Annotated in this window: 20 protein-coding genes; 17 read left to right on the top strand and 3 right to left on the bottom strand. The window is 65.4% G+C overall.

What is annotated here, in order from left to right; translation table 11 throughout:
* Positions 1-42: 42 nt before the first annotated feature.
* The 11 genes from H578_RS0108120 to H578_RS15930 all read left to right on the top strand — a co-directional run bounded on the left by H578_RS0108120 (position 43) and on the right by H578_RS15930 (position 9,148).
* Complete coding sequence (locus H578_RS0108120; protein ID WP_022873199.1) at positions 43-267, top strand: hypothetical protein; 225 nt, start codon at positions 43-45, stop codon at positions 265-267.
* Between the two features lie 155 nt (positions 268-422).
* Positions 423-2,303: an OmpA family protein gene (locus H578_RS15625; protein WP_022873198.1), complete on the top strand. Its 1,881-nt coding sequence runs from the start codon at positions 423-425 to the stop codon at positions 2,301-2,303.
* Between the two features lie 17 nt (positions 2,304-2,320).
* Positions 2,321-2,716, top strand: coding sequence for a DUF192 domain-containing protein (locus H578_RS14155; protein WP_022873197.1), 396 nt, complete (start codon positions 2,321-2,323; stop codon positions 2,714-2,716).
* A 1-nt stretch (position 2,717) separates the two neighbouring features.
* Positions 2,718-3,137 (top strand): hypothetical protein, encoded by a 420-nt coding sequence (locus H578_RS0108105; protein ID WP_022873196.1) that lies wholly within the window; start codon positions 2,718-2,720, stop codon positions 3,135-3,137.
* 85 nt (positions 3,138-3,222) lie between these two features.
* On the top strand, positions 3,223-3,852 hold the full coding sequence (locus tag H578_RS15620; protein ID WP_084710091.1) for a pilus assembly protein TadG-related protein: 630 nt from the start codon (positions 3,223-3,225) through the stop codon (positions 3,850-3,852).
* Entirely contained in the window at positions 3,842-4,378 is a 537-nt protein-coding gene (locus tag H578_RS14145; RefSeq protein WP_022873194.1) for a prepilin peptidase, read from the top strand. Before H578_RS15620 ends, H578_RS14145 begins: the two co-directional genes overlap by 11 nt.
* Positions 4,379-4,400: 22 nt before the next feature.
* The gene (locus H578_RS0108090; RefSeq protein ID WP_022873193.1) at positions 4,401-4,748 is read left to right on the top strand and encodes a DUF3039 domain-containing protein; all 348 of its coding nucleotides are present in this window, start codon (positions 4,401-4,403) and stop codon (positions 4,746-4,748) included.
* Between the two features lie 2 nt (positions 4,749-4,750).
* Positions 4,751-6,544: a DEAD/DEAH box helicase gene (locus H578_RS0108085; RefSeq protein ID WP_022873192.1), complete on the top strand. Its 1,794-nt coding sequence runs from the start codon at positions 4,751-4,753 to the stop codon at positions 6,542-6,544.
* A gap of 184 nt (positions 6,545-6,728) precedes the next feature.
* Positions 6,729-7,310, top strand: coding sequence for a GNAT family N-acetyltransferase (locus tag H578_RS0108080; protein ID WP_022873191.1), 582 nt, complete (start codon positions 6,729-6,731; stop codon positions 7,308-7,310).
* 606 nt (positions 7,311-7,916) lie between these two features.
* On the top strand, positions 7,917-8,837 hold the full coding sequence (locus H578_RS14140) for a PDDEXK family nuclease (RefSeq protein ID WP_156837269.1): 921 nt from the start codon (positions 7,917-7,919) through the stop codon (positions 8,835-8,837).
* Positions 8,838-8,854: 17 nt separating this feature from the next.
* A complete protein-coding gene (locus H578_RS15930; RefSeq protein WP_245554955.1) occupies positions 8,855-9,148 on the top strand; it encodes a cytidine deaminase in 294 nt (97 codons plus the stop codon).
* Here the strand turns inward: H578_RS15930 and H578_RS0108070 are convergent.
* The gene (locus H578_RS0108070) at positions 9,129-9,773 is read right to left on the bottom strand and encodes an isochorismatase family protein (protein ID WP_022873189.1); all 645 of its coding nucleotides are present in this window, start codon (positions 9,771-9,773) and stop codon (positions 9,129-9,131) included. The two genes, H578_RS15930 and H578_RS0108070, sit on opposite strands and share 20 nt — an antisense overlap.
* Before the next feature lie 24 nt (positions 9,774-9,797).
* A complete protein-coding gene (locus H578_RS0108065) occupies positions 9,798-11,057 on the bottom strand; it encodes a nicotinate phosphoribosyltransferase (protein WP_245554956.1) in 1,260 nt (419 codons plus the stop codon).
* A gap of 98 nt (positions 11,058-11,155) precedes the next feature.
* Here H578_RS0108065 and clpS point away from each other — a divergent pair, with 98 nt between their 5' ends.
* The 6 genes from clpS to H578_RS0108035 all read left to right on the top strand — a co-directional run bounded on the left by clpS (position 11,156) and on the right by H578_RS0108035 (position 15,662).
* Positions 11,156-11,455, top strand: coding sequence for an ATP-dependent Clp protease adapter ClpS (clpS, locus tag H578_RS0108060; protein WP_028464079.1), 300 nt, complete (start codon positions 11,156-11,158; stop codon positions 11,453-11,455).
* Positions 11,455-12,111, top strand: coding sequence for a DUF2017 domain-containing protein (locus H578_RS0108055; RefSeq protein ID WP_022873186.1), 657 nt, complete (start codon positions 11,455-11,457; stop codon positions 12,109-12,111). Before clpS ends, H578_RS0108055 begins: the two co-directional genes overlap by 1 nt.
* A gap of 106 nt (positions 12,112-12,217) precedes the next feature.
* On the top strand, positions 12,218-13,006 hold the full coding sequence (locus tag H578_RS0108050) for an MBL fold metallo-hydrolase (RefSeq protein WP_022873185.1): 789 nt from the start codon (positions 12,218-12,220) through the stop codon (positions 13,004-13,006).
* Between the two features lie 48 nt (positions 13,007-13,054).
* Positions 13,055-13,795, top strand: coding sequence for a ribonuclease PH (gene rph / locus H578_RS0108045; protein ID WP_022873184.1), 741 nt, complete (start codon positions 13,055-13,057; stop codon positions 13,793-13,795).
* Entirely contained in the window at positions 13,795-14,421 is a 627-nt protein-coding gene (gene rdgB, locus H578_RS0108040) for an RdgB/HAM1 family non-canonical purine NTP pyrophosphatase (RefSeq protein WP_022873183.1), read from the top strand. The genes rph and rdgB overlap by 1 nt, the downstream gene beginning before the upstream one ends.
* Complete coding sequence (locus H578_RS0108035) at positions 14,418-15,662, top strand: 3'-5' exonuclease (protein ID WP_211215192.1); 1,245 nt, start codon at positions 14,418-14,420, stop codon at positions 15,660-15,662. The genes rdgB and H578_RS0108035 overlap by 4 nt, the downstream gene beginning before the upstream one ends.
* On the opposite strand, the gene H578_RS14135 is transcribed toward H578_RS0108035, so the two are convergent.
* A complete protein-coding gene (locus tag H578_RS14135) occupies positions 15,649-16,284 on the bottom strand; it encodes an ADP-ribosylglycohydrolase family protein (protein WP_156837268.1) in 636 nt (211 codons plus the stop codon). The genes H578_RS0108035 and H578_RS14135 overlap by 14 nt on opposite strands.
* Between the last annotated feature and the right edge of the window lie 67 nt (positions 16,285-16,351).

The raw sequence follows: 16,351 nt of genomic DNA, 5'->3' as shown, positions 1-16,351 counted from the left end.
CATAGTGAGTGCAGGTCAACACCGACGACGAAAGGAACAGCCATGACTCTGCAGACTCAGAACATCACCGAGGACACTCAGGCTCAGGACCTCCAGCAGGACAAGGAGGCCGGCCAGGGCGCCATCGAGTACATGGGTATCGCTCTGGTGGCGCTCATCGTCATTGCCGGCGCTGTGGCCCTGTTCGACAACCTCCTCGGCGGCGACGACGGCGGAACCATCGGTAGCTTCATCGACGGCATCGTGGACAGCGTCTTCAGCTGGTGATCTCCCGCTGAAGGATGATCCCTCCGCGGTGGCAGCCGGTAGATACCGGCTGCCACCGTCGCAGTTCTAGGACTTTAGCTGGGCCCGAGGGCTCTATCACCCCCGCAGAGCGGAATTTACCCTGTGGACCCGAGAACGGAATCTCAGGAGGACAGATGATGCGATGGGTTCAATGGCAGCGCTCAGCTGCTCTCTTCTGCGTGGGTGCCGTAGCTCTGGCCGGTTGTGCCCCCTCGGACACCGAAGAAGACACCGCAGACCAGGGCGAAACCCGCACTGAGGAAAGCGACCAGGACACTGGCGATGAAGCGGAGGAATCCCCGGACACCGAGGGTGAAGCGGAAAAAGACAGTGCGGATGAATCCGACGCCGATGAAGAGGGGATGACCGCCGCGGACGGGTACTGGCGGCCAGCAGTCTTCCCGGAACCGATCGCCACTACAGAAGTCTCTGCGCGCACCGAAGACGGTCTCGCCGAAGCGCAGCTGGAGGTACTCTCCCTGGACCGTGAGGGTGACACCGCCCGGCTCGTGCTGGCGTGGACTCCACCGCAGGACGCCGAGGCCTTCCTCGGAGCAGCGGACGCCCTACCGCATCCCAGCCGGGGTGGACGCGGATTCGAAGCTGAACGCAACGCTCCCCGGGTCGCCTTGGTTGACCACAGCAGCGACGAAGTGCTGGAACCGCTGTGGGTGGAACAGGATGAGTTCGACCCAGAGGCCTCCCCGGAACGTGAGGACTTCCCCGAGGCTGAGGTCGACGCCATGGACTACGAGTGCGCCTGCGCCCGCGCGTCCCTGCGCACCGAGGCTCACGCTGGTGAGGAGCCCGAAAGCGTCGAACTCATCTACTTAGACTTCCCCGCTCCCGAAGGTGATGAAGTGGATGTTCTGCCCGGGCGCTGGATCGAACCTGTGCCTTCGGTGCCGGTCAGTGACTCCGAGCCGCTTGAGTTGCCCGAAGACGAGACCTACACCATCACCGTGGGTGTCGACGAGACTTTGGACCAGTTGCCCGAAGAATACGGCGCCGGAGGGCGCTACGAACGACGTCTGGATCTGACGGCCCGCTCGGAGACCGCAGAGGGAGTCAACACTATTGAGGACGAGGACTCCCAGCAGATGAGTGTCCCGGCCGATGTGCTCTTCGACTTCGGCTCTGATGAGCTGGACTCTGAAGCTCACAGCATCATTGAGGATGCCGCAGAGATTCTCAATGACGAAGCCGCAGGCCAAACGGTGACGGTGGAGGGCCACACTGACAACGTAGGCGGTGAGGAACTCAACCAAGACCTCTCCGAACGGCGGGCCGAGGCGGTGGCCGAGGTGCTCACCGACCACCTCGACTCCGGCATCGAGCTGGAAACCGAAGGCCATGCCTTCCACCGTCCACTGGTGCCAAACACCGACGCTGAAGGCAACGACATTGAGGAGAACCAGGCCCTCAACCGACGGGTCAGTTTCCGTTATGAGCCCTCAGAGGAACGCTCCGAACACCGGATTGAGACCGGACAGGAAGCCGAGGAGATTCCTGAAGCAGAGGAAACTGACACTGCCGAGGGGGCGGAGGCCTCCTTCCTCATCGACCATCCGGACAGCGACGAAAACGGCGATGACCCGCAAGTGCGCTTGGACCTGCTTCAGGTCGAACGCGACGACGACTTAGTCACCCTGCGCGTTGCCTATGCGCACCCCGAAGGTACTGACGAGACAGTTTTCGACGGGCTCTTCTCCGCCCACTTTGGGCCGACGCCGTATGGCGGGGGTCCGGTGGACCCACCGACACCGAATATGGTCAACGCCAGTGTGCTCGACCTCGAGGCCGGAGAAATCCACCACCCAGTCACCGGCGGGACCGACCACTGCCTCTGCACCGGTTTCTCGCCGTCGGGCAGTGAGCTGTTTGCCGACCCGGTTCCCATGTACGCGCAGTTCCGGTTCCCCGAAGACCTCAGCGAGGACCTCGAACTGCGCATCGGAGAGGTCGCCCGGCTGCCCCTACCCGAATCATTGACGGACGAACTCAGCGGAAGCTAAGAGAGGACCCAGACGCCATGGCCGCGAAGCCCCCCACCCCGCTGGCCCGAGTGCACCGAGCTGCCCACACGGTGCAGTTGCGGACCCCAGCCGGTGAGGTCTTCGAAGTCCCGTTCGCCGGGACCGCGTGGCGGCGGTTAAAGGGTCTGCTCCCCGGCGGGGAGACTCTCCTGCTCTACCCCTGCCGCAGCGTGCACGGAGTCGGCATGCGCCAGCGGCTTGAGGTCGCCTACCTGGATCAGCAGCTGTGCATCGTTGATATCGCCCGGCTGCAGCCTGGAGGGTTCCACCGGCCACGGTGGTCGGCGGTTGCCGCCTGGGAAGCCCCGCCCGGTTTCTTCCGAGAGCACGGCCTAGTCCCCGGCAATCGCCTGAACCTGATGGAGTCCCCTGTAGGTAGGCAGGTGAGCTGAGATGGACATCCTGCGCTCCTGGGTCATCGCCACAGTGGTCTTCATCGGGCTGAGCCTGCTGCTGGAGGCCTCGGTAGGCCGGCACAGCTGGACCGCGCCGCTCTATCTCATTCCGCCGGCGCTGGCTGCCGCCTGTGCCTGTGCTTACCACGCTGAACACGGCACCGGCGGGTGGCTGCGGCATCTAGCGGCGGTTTTCCCTCTGCCGGTGCTCCTGCAGTCGCGGCACGTCATCCTCAACGGTGTCCCCGAGGTCACTGCTGAATGGGTCGACGCCGGCCAGGAGGTTGGGATCGCTGGAGGCACCGCCGCTGTCGGATTCCTCATCGTCATGACAACCCGGGCGCTCATGCTCTCCCGACGGCAACACTCCGTATCCGCATCCGAAGGTGGGATCCGAACCCATGCCACACGCTACTGAACTCCCGACCGTACACGACACCGCGCCCCGCGCACGGCACACAGCACCGCGCAGGGGCCGCGGAGATGCTGGTCAGATCTCCCAGATGAACATCGTTCTTGCCATCACGGTGCTCATCGCCGGGATGGGTCTGTTCATCTTTGGGCAGGCCAGCGACTCCCGCGGTAAAGCGCAGAAAGCCGCTGACGCTGCGGCTCTGGCCGCGGCGCAGGACATCCGGACCGACTGGGCGCAGACCTGGATCGAAAACCAGACCGCACCCACCTCCCCGGATTCCACCCCCAGCGTCACCGACGCCGGAAACTTTGCCTACCCCACTGGCTCCACCGGACATGCCTCTGCGGTGAACTACGCCACCCACAATGACAACTCCTCGGTGACTCACTTCGCCTCATCCAACGCCGGGTACCGCACCATCCACGTGCGGGTCGACACACTGGCCGAAGACACTGAGGAGGTCGGCACCGCCGATCGGTTTACTGGCGCCCCTCAGGCCGAGGCCAACGCCACCGCTGAAGTGCAGTGGGCGCCCGGGGTCAGCTGCTCGGTGGTGGATGTGGAGTTCGACGACGACGAACTGGAATCCTGGGCTATCCGCTGCACCGGTGCCAGTGCCGGCACTGTCCGCATCGAATACGAGGGCTCCGGTACCTTGGATGCCTCCTATGACCCCGACGAGGTCGCCAGTCTGTTCGAGGTTCGCCTTGTCGACTAGCCAGCGGCTACTGGCGGCGGGGGTCGCCCTCGCCAGTGTGACTCTGGTTGTGGTGGCCACCGAGCCGACTCTGGCTCGGTTCGCTTTACTATTACTCGCCGTCGTCGGGCCTTTTTTGGCGGCAGTCGACATTCAACAGCGGTGCCTCCCCGATGTCATGACTCTGCCCTTGGCGGCCGGTTGTGGAACTCTCCTCACGGTCACCGCGCTCCTTGACGGTGACCTCAGCCGCGGGTTGGTCGCCCTCGCTTGCGGGGTGGGTTCGGTCGGGTTCTTCTTTCTGCTGCATCTGCGGTCCCCGGGTGAGCTGGGATTCGGCGATGTGAAACTCATGCTGAGCCTGGGCCCGCTTCTGGGATGGCAAGGGGTCACTGCGACCCTGTTGGGCATCATGGCCGGGCTGGTCTCCGCACTGATTCTGGGTGGCATCCTCATCCTCACAGGGCGGGGGAGTCGGCGCTCACACCTGGCCCTGGGTCCACACCTGATCCTGGGAGCCTTCGTGGCGGGCCTTCTCACCTACTAGTGCGCAGTCGTAGAATTGGCCTATGAGCATCTTCGCCCACGCTGACTTCACGATGCACACCGCCGATCCGGCGAGTTCCCCGGCCCCCGGCGGCGCCGCGACGATCGAGCGGCAGACCACTCCTCAGGTGTCCGAACCCGGTGACCACGAGCGGTTCGCGCACTACGTGAAGAAGGACAAGATCACCCAGTCCATGGTGGAGGGCAACGCCGTCGTCGCCCTCTGCGGGAAGGTCTGGGTGCCCTCCCGGGACCCGAAGAACTTCCCCGTGTGCCCGGAGTGCAAGGAGATCTACGAGAACTTCGGCGAGTCCGGGGATGACTCCGGCTCCGGGAAAGGCCGCAGCTTCTTCGGCTTCGGCAAGAACTGAGGGTGAGTTCGCCCCACGCTGACGCCTCAGCCACGCTCTTCGACGTCGGTACCGACGTGGGAGCCCAGCTGCCCCCGGCGTATCCGCACCGAGCTCCGCGCGGCACCGCTGGAACGCTCCGCCAGTGGCAGCAGGAAGCCCTGGACCTCTACATCCAGAAGCGCCCCCGGGACTTCCTCACCGTGGCAACCCCCGGTGCCGGTAAGACGACCTTCGCTCTCCGTGTGGCGAAGTTACTCGTCGAATCCGGGGATGTGACCCGACTGTGCGTCGTCGCACCCACTGAGCACCTGAAACAGCAGTGGGCCGATGCCGCCGCCCGCGTAGGCCTGTCCATTGACCCGAACTTCAAAAACAGCGACGGACGTCACGGCAGCCAGTTCATGGGCGTGGCGGTCACCTATGCGCAGGTGGCCAATAAGCCGGCCCTGCACCGCAACCGCACTGAAGCCGCCCGCACCCTGGTGATCTTCGATGAGATCCACCACGCCGGAGATGCCCTCTCCTGGGGAGACGGGGTCAGGGAAGCCTTCGATCCCGCGGCCCGCCGTCTGGCGCTAACCGGTACACCCTTCCGCTCCGACACCTCGCCCATTCCGTTCGTCGACTACGTCGAGGACGCCGACGGCATCCGCCGGTCCAAGGCCGACTACTCCTACGGGTATGGTCCCGCCCTGCGGGATCACGTGGTCCGGCCCGTTGTCTTTATGACCTACTCAGGCACCATGAGGTGGCGAACCTCCACCGGCGAGGAGATGGAAGCCACTCTCGGCGGGGCAGCCACCAAGGACATCACCCAGCATGCCTGGCGTACCGCCTTAAATCCCGAGGGTGAGTGGATCCCCGCCGTGCTCAAGGCTGCCCACCAACGGTTGCTGCGGGTCAGAGAGAAAATCGACGACGCCGGCGGGCTCGTCATCGCCACCGACCACGAGTCAGCTCGCGCCTACGCCGACCAACTCGATGCGATCACCGGGCAAAAGACCACCGTGGTGCTCTCCGATGACAAAGACGCCTCCCGTCGCATCGAGCAGTTCCGCGATGACGGATCCCGCTACTGGATGGTGGCGGTGCGTATGGTCTCCGAAGGGGTCGATGTCCCGAGGCTCTGCGTGGGGGTCTACGCGACGTCGACCTCTACTCCGCTGTTCTTCGCCCAGGCGGTGGGACGCTTTGTCCGACTGCGGAAGAAGGCCGAAGTCGCCAGCGTGTTTCTGCCCTCCGTGCCGGTGCTCACCGACCTGGCCAATGCGCTGGAAGCCGAACGCGACCACGCACTAGGAGTCGAGGAGGCTGCCGAAGACACCGAGGAAGCGCTCGATGACGACCTGCTCGCTGAGGCGGAGCGCGAAGACCGCGCCGCCGAGGAACTCGCCAAAGGGGAGTTTGCCGCGTTGGGCTCATCGGCGGCCTTCGACCGGGTGATGTTCGACGGCGAGGAGTTCGGGCTCGGGGGAGAGATCGGCTCCGAGGATGAGCTCGGATTCCTCGGGATTCCCGGCTTGCTGGAGCCGGACCAGGTCTCTGAGCTGCTGCGCAAACAGCAGGCCGAGCAGTTGAAGCGACGGCCTGCGCAGACTCAACCTCCCGACGTCGTCGATCACCGCAAACTGAAGGAACTGCGGGCCAAGCTGAACAAGTCGGTCTCCGCCTATGCCGCCAAAACCGGTATGCACCAGGGCTCCATCCACACCAAGCTGCGCGAGAAGTGCGGGGGGCCGCCGGTGCCACAAGCCACCCAGGCCCAGCTCGAAGAACGGCTGAAGACCATTCAGCTCTGGTTCACCAGAGCGTGAACCGCCAGGTCCGGATAGGGCGCCGCCATGGCTGTAAGGTCGCGCTCATCGGGGGTTGAGGCAGAGCCGGGGCCCAGGCGGGGTGCACTCCCGCGCCATCGCCCACTGAGACCACCCCTCAGCAGAGCCGGGGTGCGGGCGGAGTGCACCTATGGCCGCGAGGTCCTCTGGATAGGGTGGACCTATGAGTGATTACCAGAAACTGCGGCAATGGGCCGCGGGGCTGTTCGAGGGGGAGCGGGTCAGCTTACGCGCCATCGAGGATCAGGACATCGAGACCTTCTGCGACTGGTGGGATGACCCGGAGATCACCCTGTTCAACGAGGGCACCATTGTCCGCCGGCCGCGTGAGGTCAACCGCGAGATGTTCCGGCAATGGGCGGCCAATAAGGACGACTCCGGTTTCGCCTATGCCGCAGAAGCCGCAGGCCAGCTGGTCGGGCAGGTGTCGGTGTACTCCATCAAGGCGCCGGCGATGATCGGCAAGCTGGGAATCGTCGTCGGGCCACAGTTCCAGGATCGCGGCTACGGCACCGACATCCTAGAGGTAGCCCTGCGGATCGCCTTCACCGAATACGCTTGCCGGAAGCTCGAACTACTGGTCTTCAGCTATTCCGACCGCGGCATCCACACCTATGAGAAAGTCGGTTTCCAGGTGGAGGGCCGACGCCGCGGCAACGTCTTCCACGCGGGCACCTGGTACGACGACGTCTCCATGGGCATCACAGCCGAGGAGTACTTCGCCCGCCACCCTCGCCCGTTCTGATCCTGCCCTGTTTCTGCCCCGGGAGTGCGATGACGGGAGTGTCAGCATGGGCTCGGCGGAGGGTCACGTGCGGCCCGGGGTGACAAGGGGGTGGGTGGCAAAGGGGGGCTGCATGGGCTCGGCGGAGAGTCACGCGATGCCTCTGGTGGCAAAGGGGAGTGGCAGCGCGAGTTCGGCGGAGGGTCACGTGCGGCCCCTGGGGAGGGCTGGTCGGCCCGTTCTCAGCCCGGAGATGACACATAGCGGGTGTTGTTGCTGGCTACCAGTCCTAGCTGCACCTGTTGAATGTCATGACGCATGGACTCAGGGCAGTTTCTGACATATAGCAGGTGTGCAACGCCGACGTCGCGCGCACCTGCACCTGAAAAATGTCACGGTCGGCGTTTTCCAGCCCTTCGTGCTGCCTCCTCAGCTCACCGGCGCGCTGCTTAGTCCCCCTCAACTCCGAAGAGCCCGTTTTCCACAGGCCTGAGCCAGGCGGTGGCGAGCTTCCGCGCGGATGGGCAGGATCGCGGTATGAACGGAGAACGGAATGACAGGCCGCCCTTGGTGCTCTTGCGTGCGGGCCGGGAGAGAGGACGTTCTGCGCCTACCCTGAACCGGCGAGTGCGAGCGGGGAAACTGCTCCGCCTGAAACCGGGTATCTTCGTCGATACCCGGCAGTGGGAAAGCGCCCGGCTCAGCCAGAGGCACCGCGCCTACGCAGCGGCGATAGGCCTCTGGCGACCAGGACTGGTCTTCTGCCGTCAGACGGCACTCTCGCTCTATGGCACACCACTGTTGACCTGGCCACGCACGGTCCACCACCGCACGCCCCATCGCGGTCACGTGGGCGTCACATCCACCCAATACTTTCCCGTGCAGGCCATCCGGTGTCTCCGGGGAGGCAACGAGTCAACGCAGACGCCCACCGTCCAGGTGCCAGTTCCCGACGTCGTTCTGGAGGGTGGGACTCCGGTCCGGGTCATCGTCGAGGCGCTCCCGTACGTGCTGATCGATACGTTGCCGCACCTTCCCCGACAGAACGCCATCGTTGTGCTCGACGCTGTTCTAGCTGGGAGGTACGGATTTGGAGTCACCGTGACAGAACAGGGTCTGGATACTGCTGAGCAAGCCCTTGACCCGGGCCCAGGGTGGGCTGTGCTGCGTCAGTTCGCTGATCCGCGCAGCGAGAGCGTGGGGGAGTCGCGCGCCCGGGTCCTCTTCGATGAACTCGGGTTCGAGCCGCCCAAGCTGCAGCAAGAACTCTACCTCCCAGGTATCGGCACAGTCCGCCCGGACTTCATGTGGGAAGACGTCATCTGCGAGTTCGACGGCAAGGTCAAATACACCCGAGCACTGGCCGGAAAGGACCCGGAGGAGACGGTCTACCGGGAGAAACTACGCGAGGATGCACTGAGAGCACAGGGATTCACCGTGGTGCGGCTGACCTGGGAAGACCTCGAACACCCCCAGCAGCTGGGCCGGAAACTGCTGAGGACTGGTGTGCCGCACCGGGCGCTGCGGGGCTTCGGGACCGCGGCGTGACCGCATAGGCTCGCCATATGGAACCCAGCCCATCCGAACAACGGGTGATTGACACAGCTGAGGAGCTTGCCCGGACTCTTGGCTCTGATCCCCACCACACGGTGGCCAGTGCCGCCATGGATACTTCCGGCCGGATCCATACCGCGGTCAACGTCTACCACTTCACCGGCGGTCCCTGTGCAGAACTGGTGGTCCTGGGCCTTGCCGCTGCCGCAAGAGCGGGACCGTTGGTCACGATGGCCGCAGCCGGAGATGGAGGCCGTGGGTGGTTCCAGGTTCCCCGCAGGCGGATTAGAGTTCGTCGGTCGTGAGCAGGGTGATGCCGGCCTCGCGGAACTCGGCGTAGGTCTCGGCGATACGCTCTTCATCCACACCGACGGTCAGGTCGGTGATGACGCGTACGGTGTAGTCGTTCTCCGCAGCATCCAGTGCAGTCGCCCGAACGCAGTGGTCGGTGGCGATACCGACGATGGTCACCTCATCGATACCCTGCTCACGCAGCCAGGTGTCCAGATCCGGTGCGGAATCGGGCACGACGTCGGCGGGCTCGACTCGCACGCCTTTCTCCCCTTCAAGGATCCCCACCCGCTCAGGCTCACCGAGCCGGCCTTCAAAACCGGAGTAGCCGTCGTCGTAGAGCCCCTTGAGGAAGCGCGCCTGAATGTGGTCAGTATCCAGATCCTCGTGGAGTTCGGCCCCCGGAGTCCCGGCCACGCAGTGCACCGGCCACGACCGCTGAAAGTCCGGGTTCTCCGAGAAGTGCGAGCCAGGGTCGATGTGCCAATCCTGGGTGGCGACGACGACGTCGTACTCAGCATGGGTGTCCTCCAGGAACTCGCTGAGTTCCGCGGCCAGAGAGGCTCCGCCCGGCACGGCCAGCGTTCCACCTTCACAAAAATCGTGCTGCACATCGACGACGATCAGTGCCTCAGCCATGGGCCTATCCTAACGAAACGGGACTCACCGGAACACCGTGGGCAGCACCGGCTCACCCTCGGAGAGACGGTGAGCATCTGGCGGTAACTCAGCGAAGGACTCACGGTAGCGTTCCGCAGCCTGCTGCAGCCCCTCGTGGCCGGTGAAGCCAGGCTGGATGTCCCCGGCCACCACCAGTGGAACCTGCAACTGGCGTACCGGTTGGCCCGCCACCTCGGATGCGGTGCCGGTGGCGATGATCTCCGCGGAGGCGATGCCGGCGTCGTCGTAGGCGCGCACTGCGTGTTTGATCCCGCCCCGGGTGGTCTTGCCTTCGGCGGCTTTCTCCACGGGCACTGGGGTTCCCGTGGCGTCCTGGCGCTGAACCAGTTTGTACACCATGGAGGCGGTGGGAGCCCCGGAACCGGTCACCACCCGAGTGCCCACTCCGTAGGAGTCCACCGGCGCGGCAGCCAGCCGGGCGATGGCGTGCTCATCGAGATCGGAGGAGACGATGATCCTGGTCTCGGTGTTGCCCAGGGAGTCGAGCAGCCGGCGGACCATCCAGGCCTGCTCCACCAGGTCCCCGGAGTCCAGGCGCACTGCCCCCAGCCGTGGGCCGGCGACCTCCACCGCAGTGCGCACCGCGGTTTCGACGTCGTAGGTATCCACCAGCAGGGTGGTTTCCGGGCCGAAGGCTTCCACTTGGGCAGCGAAGGCCTCGGCCTCGGAGTCGTGGAGGAGGGTGAAGGCATGAGCGGCTGTGCCGAGGGTGGGAATGCCGAAGCGCCGGCCCGCCTCCAGGTTCGAGGTCGCCGCAAATCCCGCCACCGCACAGGCCCGGGCGGAGGCCACCGCTGAGCGTTCGTGAGTCCGGCGGGAGCCCATCTCCACGCAGGGCCGGTCTCCGGCGGCTTCGGTCATCCGGGCGGCCGCGGAGGCCACCGCCGAATCATGGTTGAGCACTGAGAGGACATAGGTCTCCAGTAGGCAGGCTTCGGCGAAGGTGGCTTCGACCCGCAGCACCGGGGAGTGCGGAAAGTAGATCTCCCCTTCCTCGTAGCCGGTGATGTCCCCGGTGAAGCGGTAAGAGGCCAAGTAGTTGAGGGTGGCGTCATCGACCACCTCACGGTCCTGCAGCATCTGCAGCTCCGCCTCACCGAAGCGGAACCGTTCCAGGCCCTCTAACAGTCGGCCGGTCCCGGCGACCACCCCGTAGCGCCGCCCTGCGGGAAGCCGGCGGGCGAAGACCTCGAAGACACAGCGCCGGTGGGCCGCCCCGGAGCGCAGTGCGGCCTCCACCATGGTCAGTTCGTAGTGGTCGGTCAACAGCGCGGTGGAATCGCTCACAGCCGTTATCCTACGCCGAGTGAGGCTTGATCCCGCGGCGTAGAATAGGGGTTATGAGTTCTGCCGCATCCACGCTGCCCCGCGAGGAGACAGACCTGGAGACCGGCACCCGTCAGGTTCCGCAGCGGCCTTACCACGTGGTCGTGTGGAACGACCCGGTCAACCTGATGTCCTATGTCGCCTGGGTGTTCCGCAGCTACTTCGGTCACTCCAAGGAGCGCGCGCACCAGCTGATGATGCAAGTCCACACCGAAGGCCGCGCCGTCGTCGCCACTGCGGGCAAGGAGAAAGCCGAACAGGACGTCACGGCCATGCACAACTATGGCCTGCAGGCCACGATTGAGGAAGCCTAGTGGCACGGGCCTTCCGCGCGACCACGTACGGCTATAAGGCAGATCTCGGCGACCACGAACGCCGACTGCTCACCGGGCTGTGTGCCGATGTCATCACCCTGCTGGAGCGCCGTGGCCAGGAGGTGACCGCTGGTGGGGGCTTCACCGAATCCACAGAGTCCGACGACGCCGGCACCCCCGCCCAGCCGGAGGATTCTGTCTTCGCCCACTTCAGTGCAGAGCTGGCTGGGCTAGGTGAAGACACTCCGCTACAGCCGCCGCGGGACAAGGTGCTGGCCCGCCTGTTGCCCGATGCGCACACTGAGCCGGAGGAAGCCGGGCAATTGCGACGGCTTACTGAGGCGTCTTTGCGGGAGTCGAAGATCGCCGATCTGCGAACCGCCCGCATGCTGTTGGAGACCACGCCCGTAAAGCTGACCGAGGACCAGGCGCCTGCTTTTGGCCGGGCACTGAATGATGTCCGGCTCACTCTGGCTGTGCGGCTGGGTATTGAGACCGATGAGGATGCCGATCGCATCCGCGAGGTGGCCATCTCTGGGCATGCGAAGACCACGGAGAGCTTCATGGCGGAGATCTACACGTTCGTCACCTGGTTGCAGGAGACACTGTTCACCGCGATGATCGGGATGCTGCCCGATCAGCCCGAACGGGAGTAGCCCCAGGCCGCATACCAGTGCGCTGGCGGTCTGTGGGGCAGCCGCTATGCTGAGGGACGCGACGAGCGCGAGACACACCAGCGCCGAGACACAGACTGAGAGTTGTATGGAACTGACGATCATCGGCTGCAGCGGATCCTTTCCGGGACCCGACTCACCGGCTTCCTGCTACCTGGTAACCGCTGAGCAGGACGGGCGCAGCTGGAAGATCGCCGTGGACTTCGGATCCGGGGCTCTTGGAGCCCTGCAACGGCATATTCGCCTCGAAGAGCTCGACGCCGTGTTGCTCAGTCACCTCCACCCCGACCACTACATGGACCTCTGTGGTCTGCACGTAGCGGTGCGTTGGTGTCCCGAGGGGTGGAACCGGGGTCGTATCCCCGTTTACGGACCATCCGCCACCGCTGAGCGCATCGCCGTGGCATACGGGCTGGAACCCGATCCGGGGATGAGCCCGGACTTCGACTTCCGTACCTGGATCCCGCAACAGCCGCATACCATCGGCCCCTTCACCGTGACCCCCATCGGGGTTAACCACCCCATCGAAGAGGCCTATGGGCTGCGCATCGAAGCTCCCGGTGCTGACGGCACCACCAAGACCCTGACCTACTCCGGCGACACGGACGCCTGCCCGGGATTGGTGGAGGCCGCCCGCGATGCGGACCTCTTCCTCTGTGAGGCCGCCTGGCAGGACGGCCGTGATGACCACCTGCCCGAAGGCATCCACCTCACGGGAGCGCGGGCCGGGCAGTCCGCGGCTGAAGCGAGCGCCCGCCGCCTGATGCTGACTCACATCCCGGTGTGGACCTCCCCGGAGATCGTCGCCACTAAGGCCGCTGAACGCTTCGGAGCCCCGGTGGAACTGGCCGAACCGGGCGCCACCTACCGGATCTGAGAACCCACGAAGACCACGAAGAAGACGACAACCCACCAGGAGCTGCCCGTGAGTGAGAAGTACGTCCGCGCCGACGGCCGCGCCATCAACCAGCTACGCGAGGTGAAGATCACCCGCGGCTGGTCCGCCCACGCCGAAGGCAGTGCGCTCATCGAATTCGGCAACACCCGGGTGCTGTGCACCGCTAGCGTGGAATCCGAGGTGCCCCGCTGGTTGCGCGGCCGCGGCACCGGCTGGGTGACCGCCGAATACGCCATGCTGCCGCGAGCTACCAATACCCGCAGTTCGCGGGAATCCGTCAAGGGCAAGATCGGGGGCCGCACCCATGAGATCTCCCGACTCATCGGCCGGTCCCTGCGAGCGGTGGTCGACACTCAGGCGTTGGGGGAGAACATGATTACTTTGGACTGCGATGTTCTCCAGGCCGACGGCGGCACCCGCACCGCAGCGATCACCGGTGCCTTCGTTGCCCTCGCCGACGCTGTCGAATGGGCCCGAGCGGAGAAGCTCATCAGCCGCAAGGCCGAGGTGCTCACCGACTCGGTCTCAGCGATCTCCGTGGGGGTGTTGCCCGACGGAACTGCTGTGCTCGACCTGCCCTATGGTGAAGACTCCACTGCCGGCACCGATATGAACGTCGTGGTCACCGGGTCGGGAGACTTCGTGGAGATCCAGGGCACCGCCGAAGGCACACCTTTCACCCGGGCCCAGCTGGATGAGCTGCTTGACCTCGCCGTGGCCGGAACCCATCAGCTGGCTGAGATCCAGCGCAACGCCCTGGCCAGCTAATGAGTGCTCGTCTCGTCCTCGCCACCGGAAACCACGGCAAAGTCCGGGAGCTGCGAGCTTTGTTGGCGGCAGAACCCGCCTTAGCGCACATCAGTCTCGATGAGGCCGTCATCGACGCCGCCACTGCCGGCGTCGGGGACATCCCTGAGACCGGGATCACCTTTGAGGAGAACGCCCTCATCAAGGCCCGGGCCGTGGTGGAGCACACCGGTCTGCCTGCTGTGGCCGATGACTCCGGGATCGCCGTCGATGTCCTGGGGGGAGCACCGGGGATCTTTTCCGCCCGGTGGGCCGGTGCCCGCGCGTCCGACGAGAACAACCGGCGACTCCTCCTCGAGCAAGTGGCCGATATCCCCGCCGAGCACCGCACCGCAGCTTTCGTCTGTGCGGTGGCCCTGGTGCTCCCTACCGGTGAGGAGACCACCGCCCTGGGGCGGCTGGAAGGCACACTGCTGACCGAGGAACGCGGTGCCGGCGGCTTCGGCTATGACCCGATCCTGCAACCTGCCGGGGATAAGCGCTCCTGCGCGGAACTCTCCCGAGAGGAGAAGAACGCCATCTCTCACCGGGGTAAGGCCTTCGCAGCCCTGGCACCTCGTGTGGTGGAGGCGCTGGCCAACCCATGATTCCCGACCATCTGCGCCCCCAGCCCTCCGGCGCTTCCCGGGCTGGCACCCGCCCCACTGGGCCCCGCGCAACTGAACCCCGTAGCGCAGGCGCCGGTGCCGCACGAGTTCAGGAGCCGACGTCGTTGGCGGACCTTCGCCCGCCACGGATCAAGGGTCTGAACTTCACCGCCGTGGATTTCGAAACGGCCAATGGTTACCGAGGCTCACCGTGTGCCATCGGACTGGTGCGCATCCGCGACGGCAACGTCGATGAGCTCTACTTCAAACGCATGCGCCCTCCAGAAGGTTACGACCGTTTCGATCCCCGTAATGTCGCCATCCACGGGATCACCCCGGAGCGGGTGGCCAGGCAGCCACGGTTCGCTGAGCTCTTTGGCGAGATCCGGGACTTCATCGGTGAGGATGTGCTCATCGCCCATAACGCCGCCTTCGACATCGAAGTATTCGAAGCGGCACTGGAGGTCTCCGGGTTGGATTCCCCGGGGCTTCAGGCGCTGTGCTCAGTTCAGCTGGCCCGGGCGGTCTACCAGCTGGACTCTCACGCGCTGCCACAGGCCGCCGCGGAGGCAGGCTTCAATCTCAAACACCATCACCACGCCCTCTGGGACGCCCGCGCGGCGGCGGCCATTGTGGTCGACATCGCCGAACGTACCCAGCCTCATACAGTGGATTCGGTCCACCAGGTCTTTGCTGCCCATGATCTCGAAGCAGAAGTGCTCCCGGCATGGCAGGCCCCACGCAAGCGCCTCTCCCGAGCCACTCGCCAGGTGGAGCCCTTCGCCCACCTCTTCGACGCCCGGGTTGAGGGCGTGGACCCGGCGAAGCTGCCGGATCTGATGCGCTGGCAGGATGAGGGCCGCAACCCGATCCCCAGTCCGCAGGCCGATCCGGACCATCCGCTGGCCGGTGAGCAGGTGGTCTTCACCGGCACGCTCAGTGTTCCCCGCCCCGACGCTAAAAAGCTCGCCGCTGACCTGGGTGCCCAGACTGCTTCCCGGGTGACCGGCTCGACCACGCTGCTGGTCATCGGTGACGGGTTCAGTACAGAAGACGAGCACGACGCCGCAGCGGCCGCTGAAGAGGTCTCTTCCGGTCCGCTGGGCTCAGCCAAAGCGCAGGACGCCCTGCGCCGCCGATCCGCCGGACAGCAGATCCGGTTCATCGGGGAGGCGGAGTTCCGTCAGATGGTCGGTCCGCTGTGGCCGGAGCACCTCACCCCGCTGCCTACGGCAGAGTGACTCCACGCCACCGCTGAGCGAGGTCAGCCACGACGGTGGCCAGCAGCTCATGCCGGTGCGGTTCAGGCTGCTGGTCTGAGACCGGGGTTCGGGCCCGCTGGCGTGCCTGTTCGCGCAGCCGCGGATGGCCGTGGGTTAAGCAGATCGCCTCATCGGCCCACTTCGCGCGGGTCTCAGCCTCCACATAGGGGACCAGACTGATGGGCACTACCCGCGTGAGGGCGTCGTCGTCGTCATGTTCTGGCTGCGGTGGATCGGTGGGGTAGGCCATCTGCCCGGAGGCCAGACCTCGTAGAGAGGCATCGGCACTACCGTCAGTGAGGGTGAGACCTCCGGCACGCAGGATGAGCTCCAGTGCGTAGTCGCTGGGGCGTTGCGGTGGCTGCGGGGCGACTTCCGGGAGGTGACCGGTGACCAACCGGTACCAGCGCAGACAGCTCAGCCACATACTGGCCTGCGGGTCGGCGCCGGTACCCTCCCGGGACCACTCAAGTACTTCCAACAGGCCATCGGCGAGGCAGAGGCTCAGCAGGGTTTCGGCGTGTACGGGCTCACCGTCTGCCGGCAGCAGAGCCATCATCGCTGGCTCAAACGCGTCAATCACCGTCTGCGTCTCATCCACGAGGCTTAGAGTAGCGGGCCACGGCGGGGGACGCCGAGCATGTCACCGGTGACCGGTACGTTGGAGG

This window comes from Nesterenkonia alba DSM 19423, from assembly GCF_000421745.1.
Taxonomy (GTDB): Bacteria; Actinomycetota; Actinomycetes; order Actinomycetales; family Micrococcaceae; genus Nesterenkonia; species Nesterenkonia alba.
The sequence above is the reverse complement of the archived record's forward strand: the minus strand, read 5'-3'. Positions and strand labels throughout refer to the sequence as shown.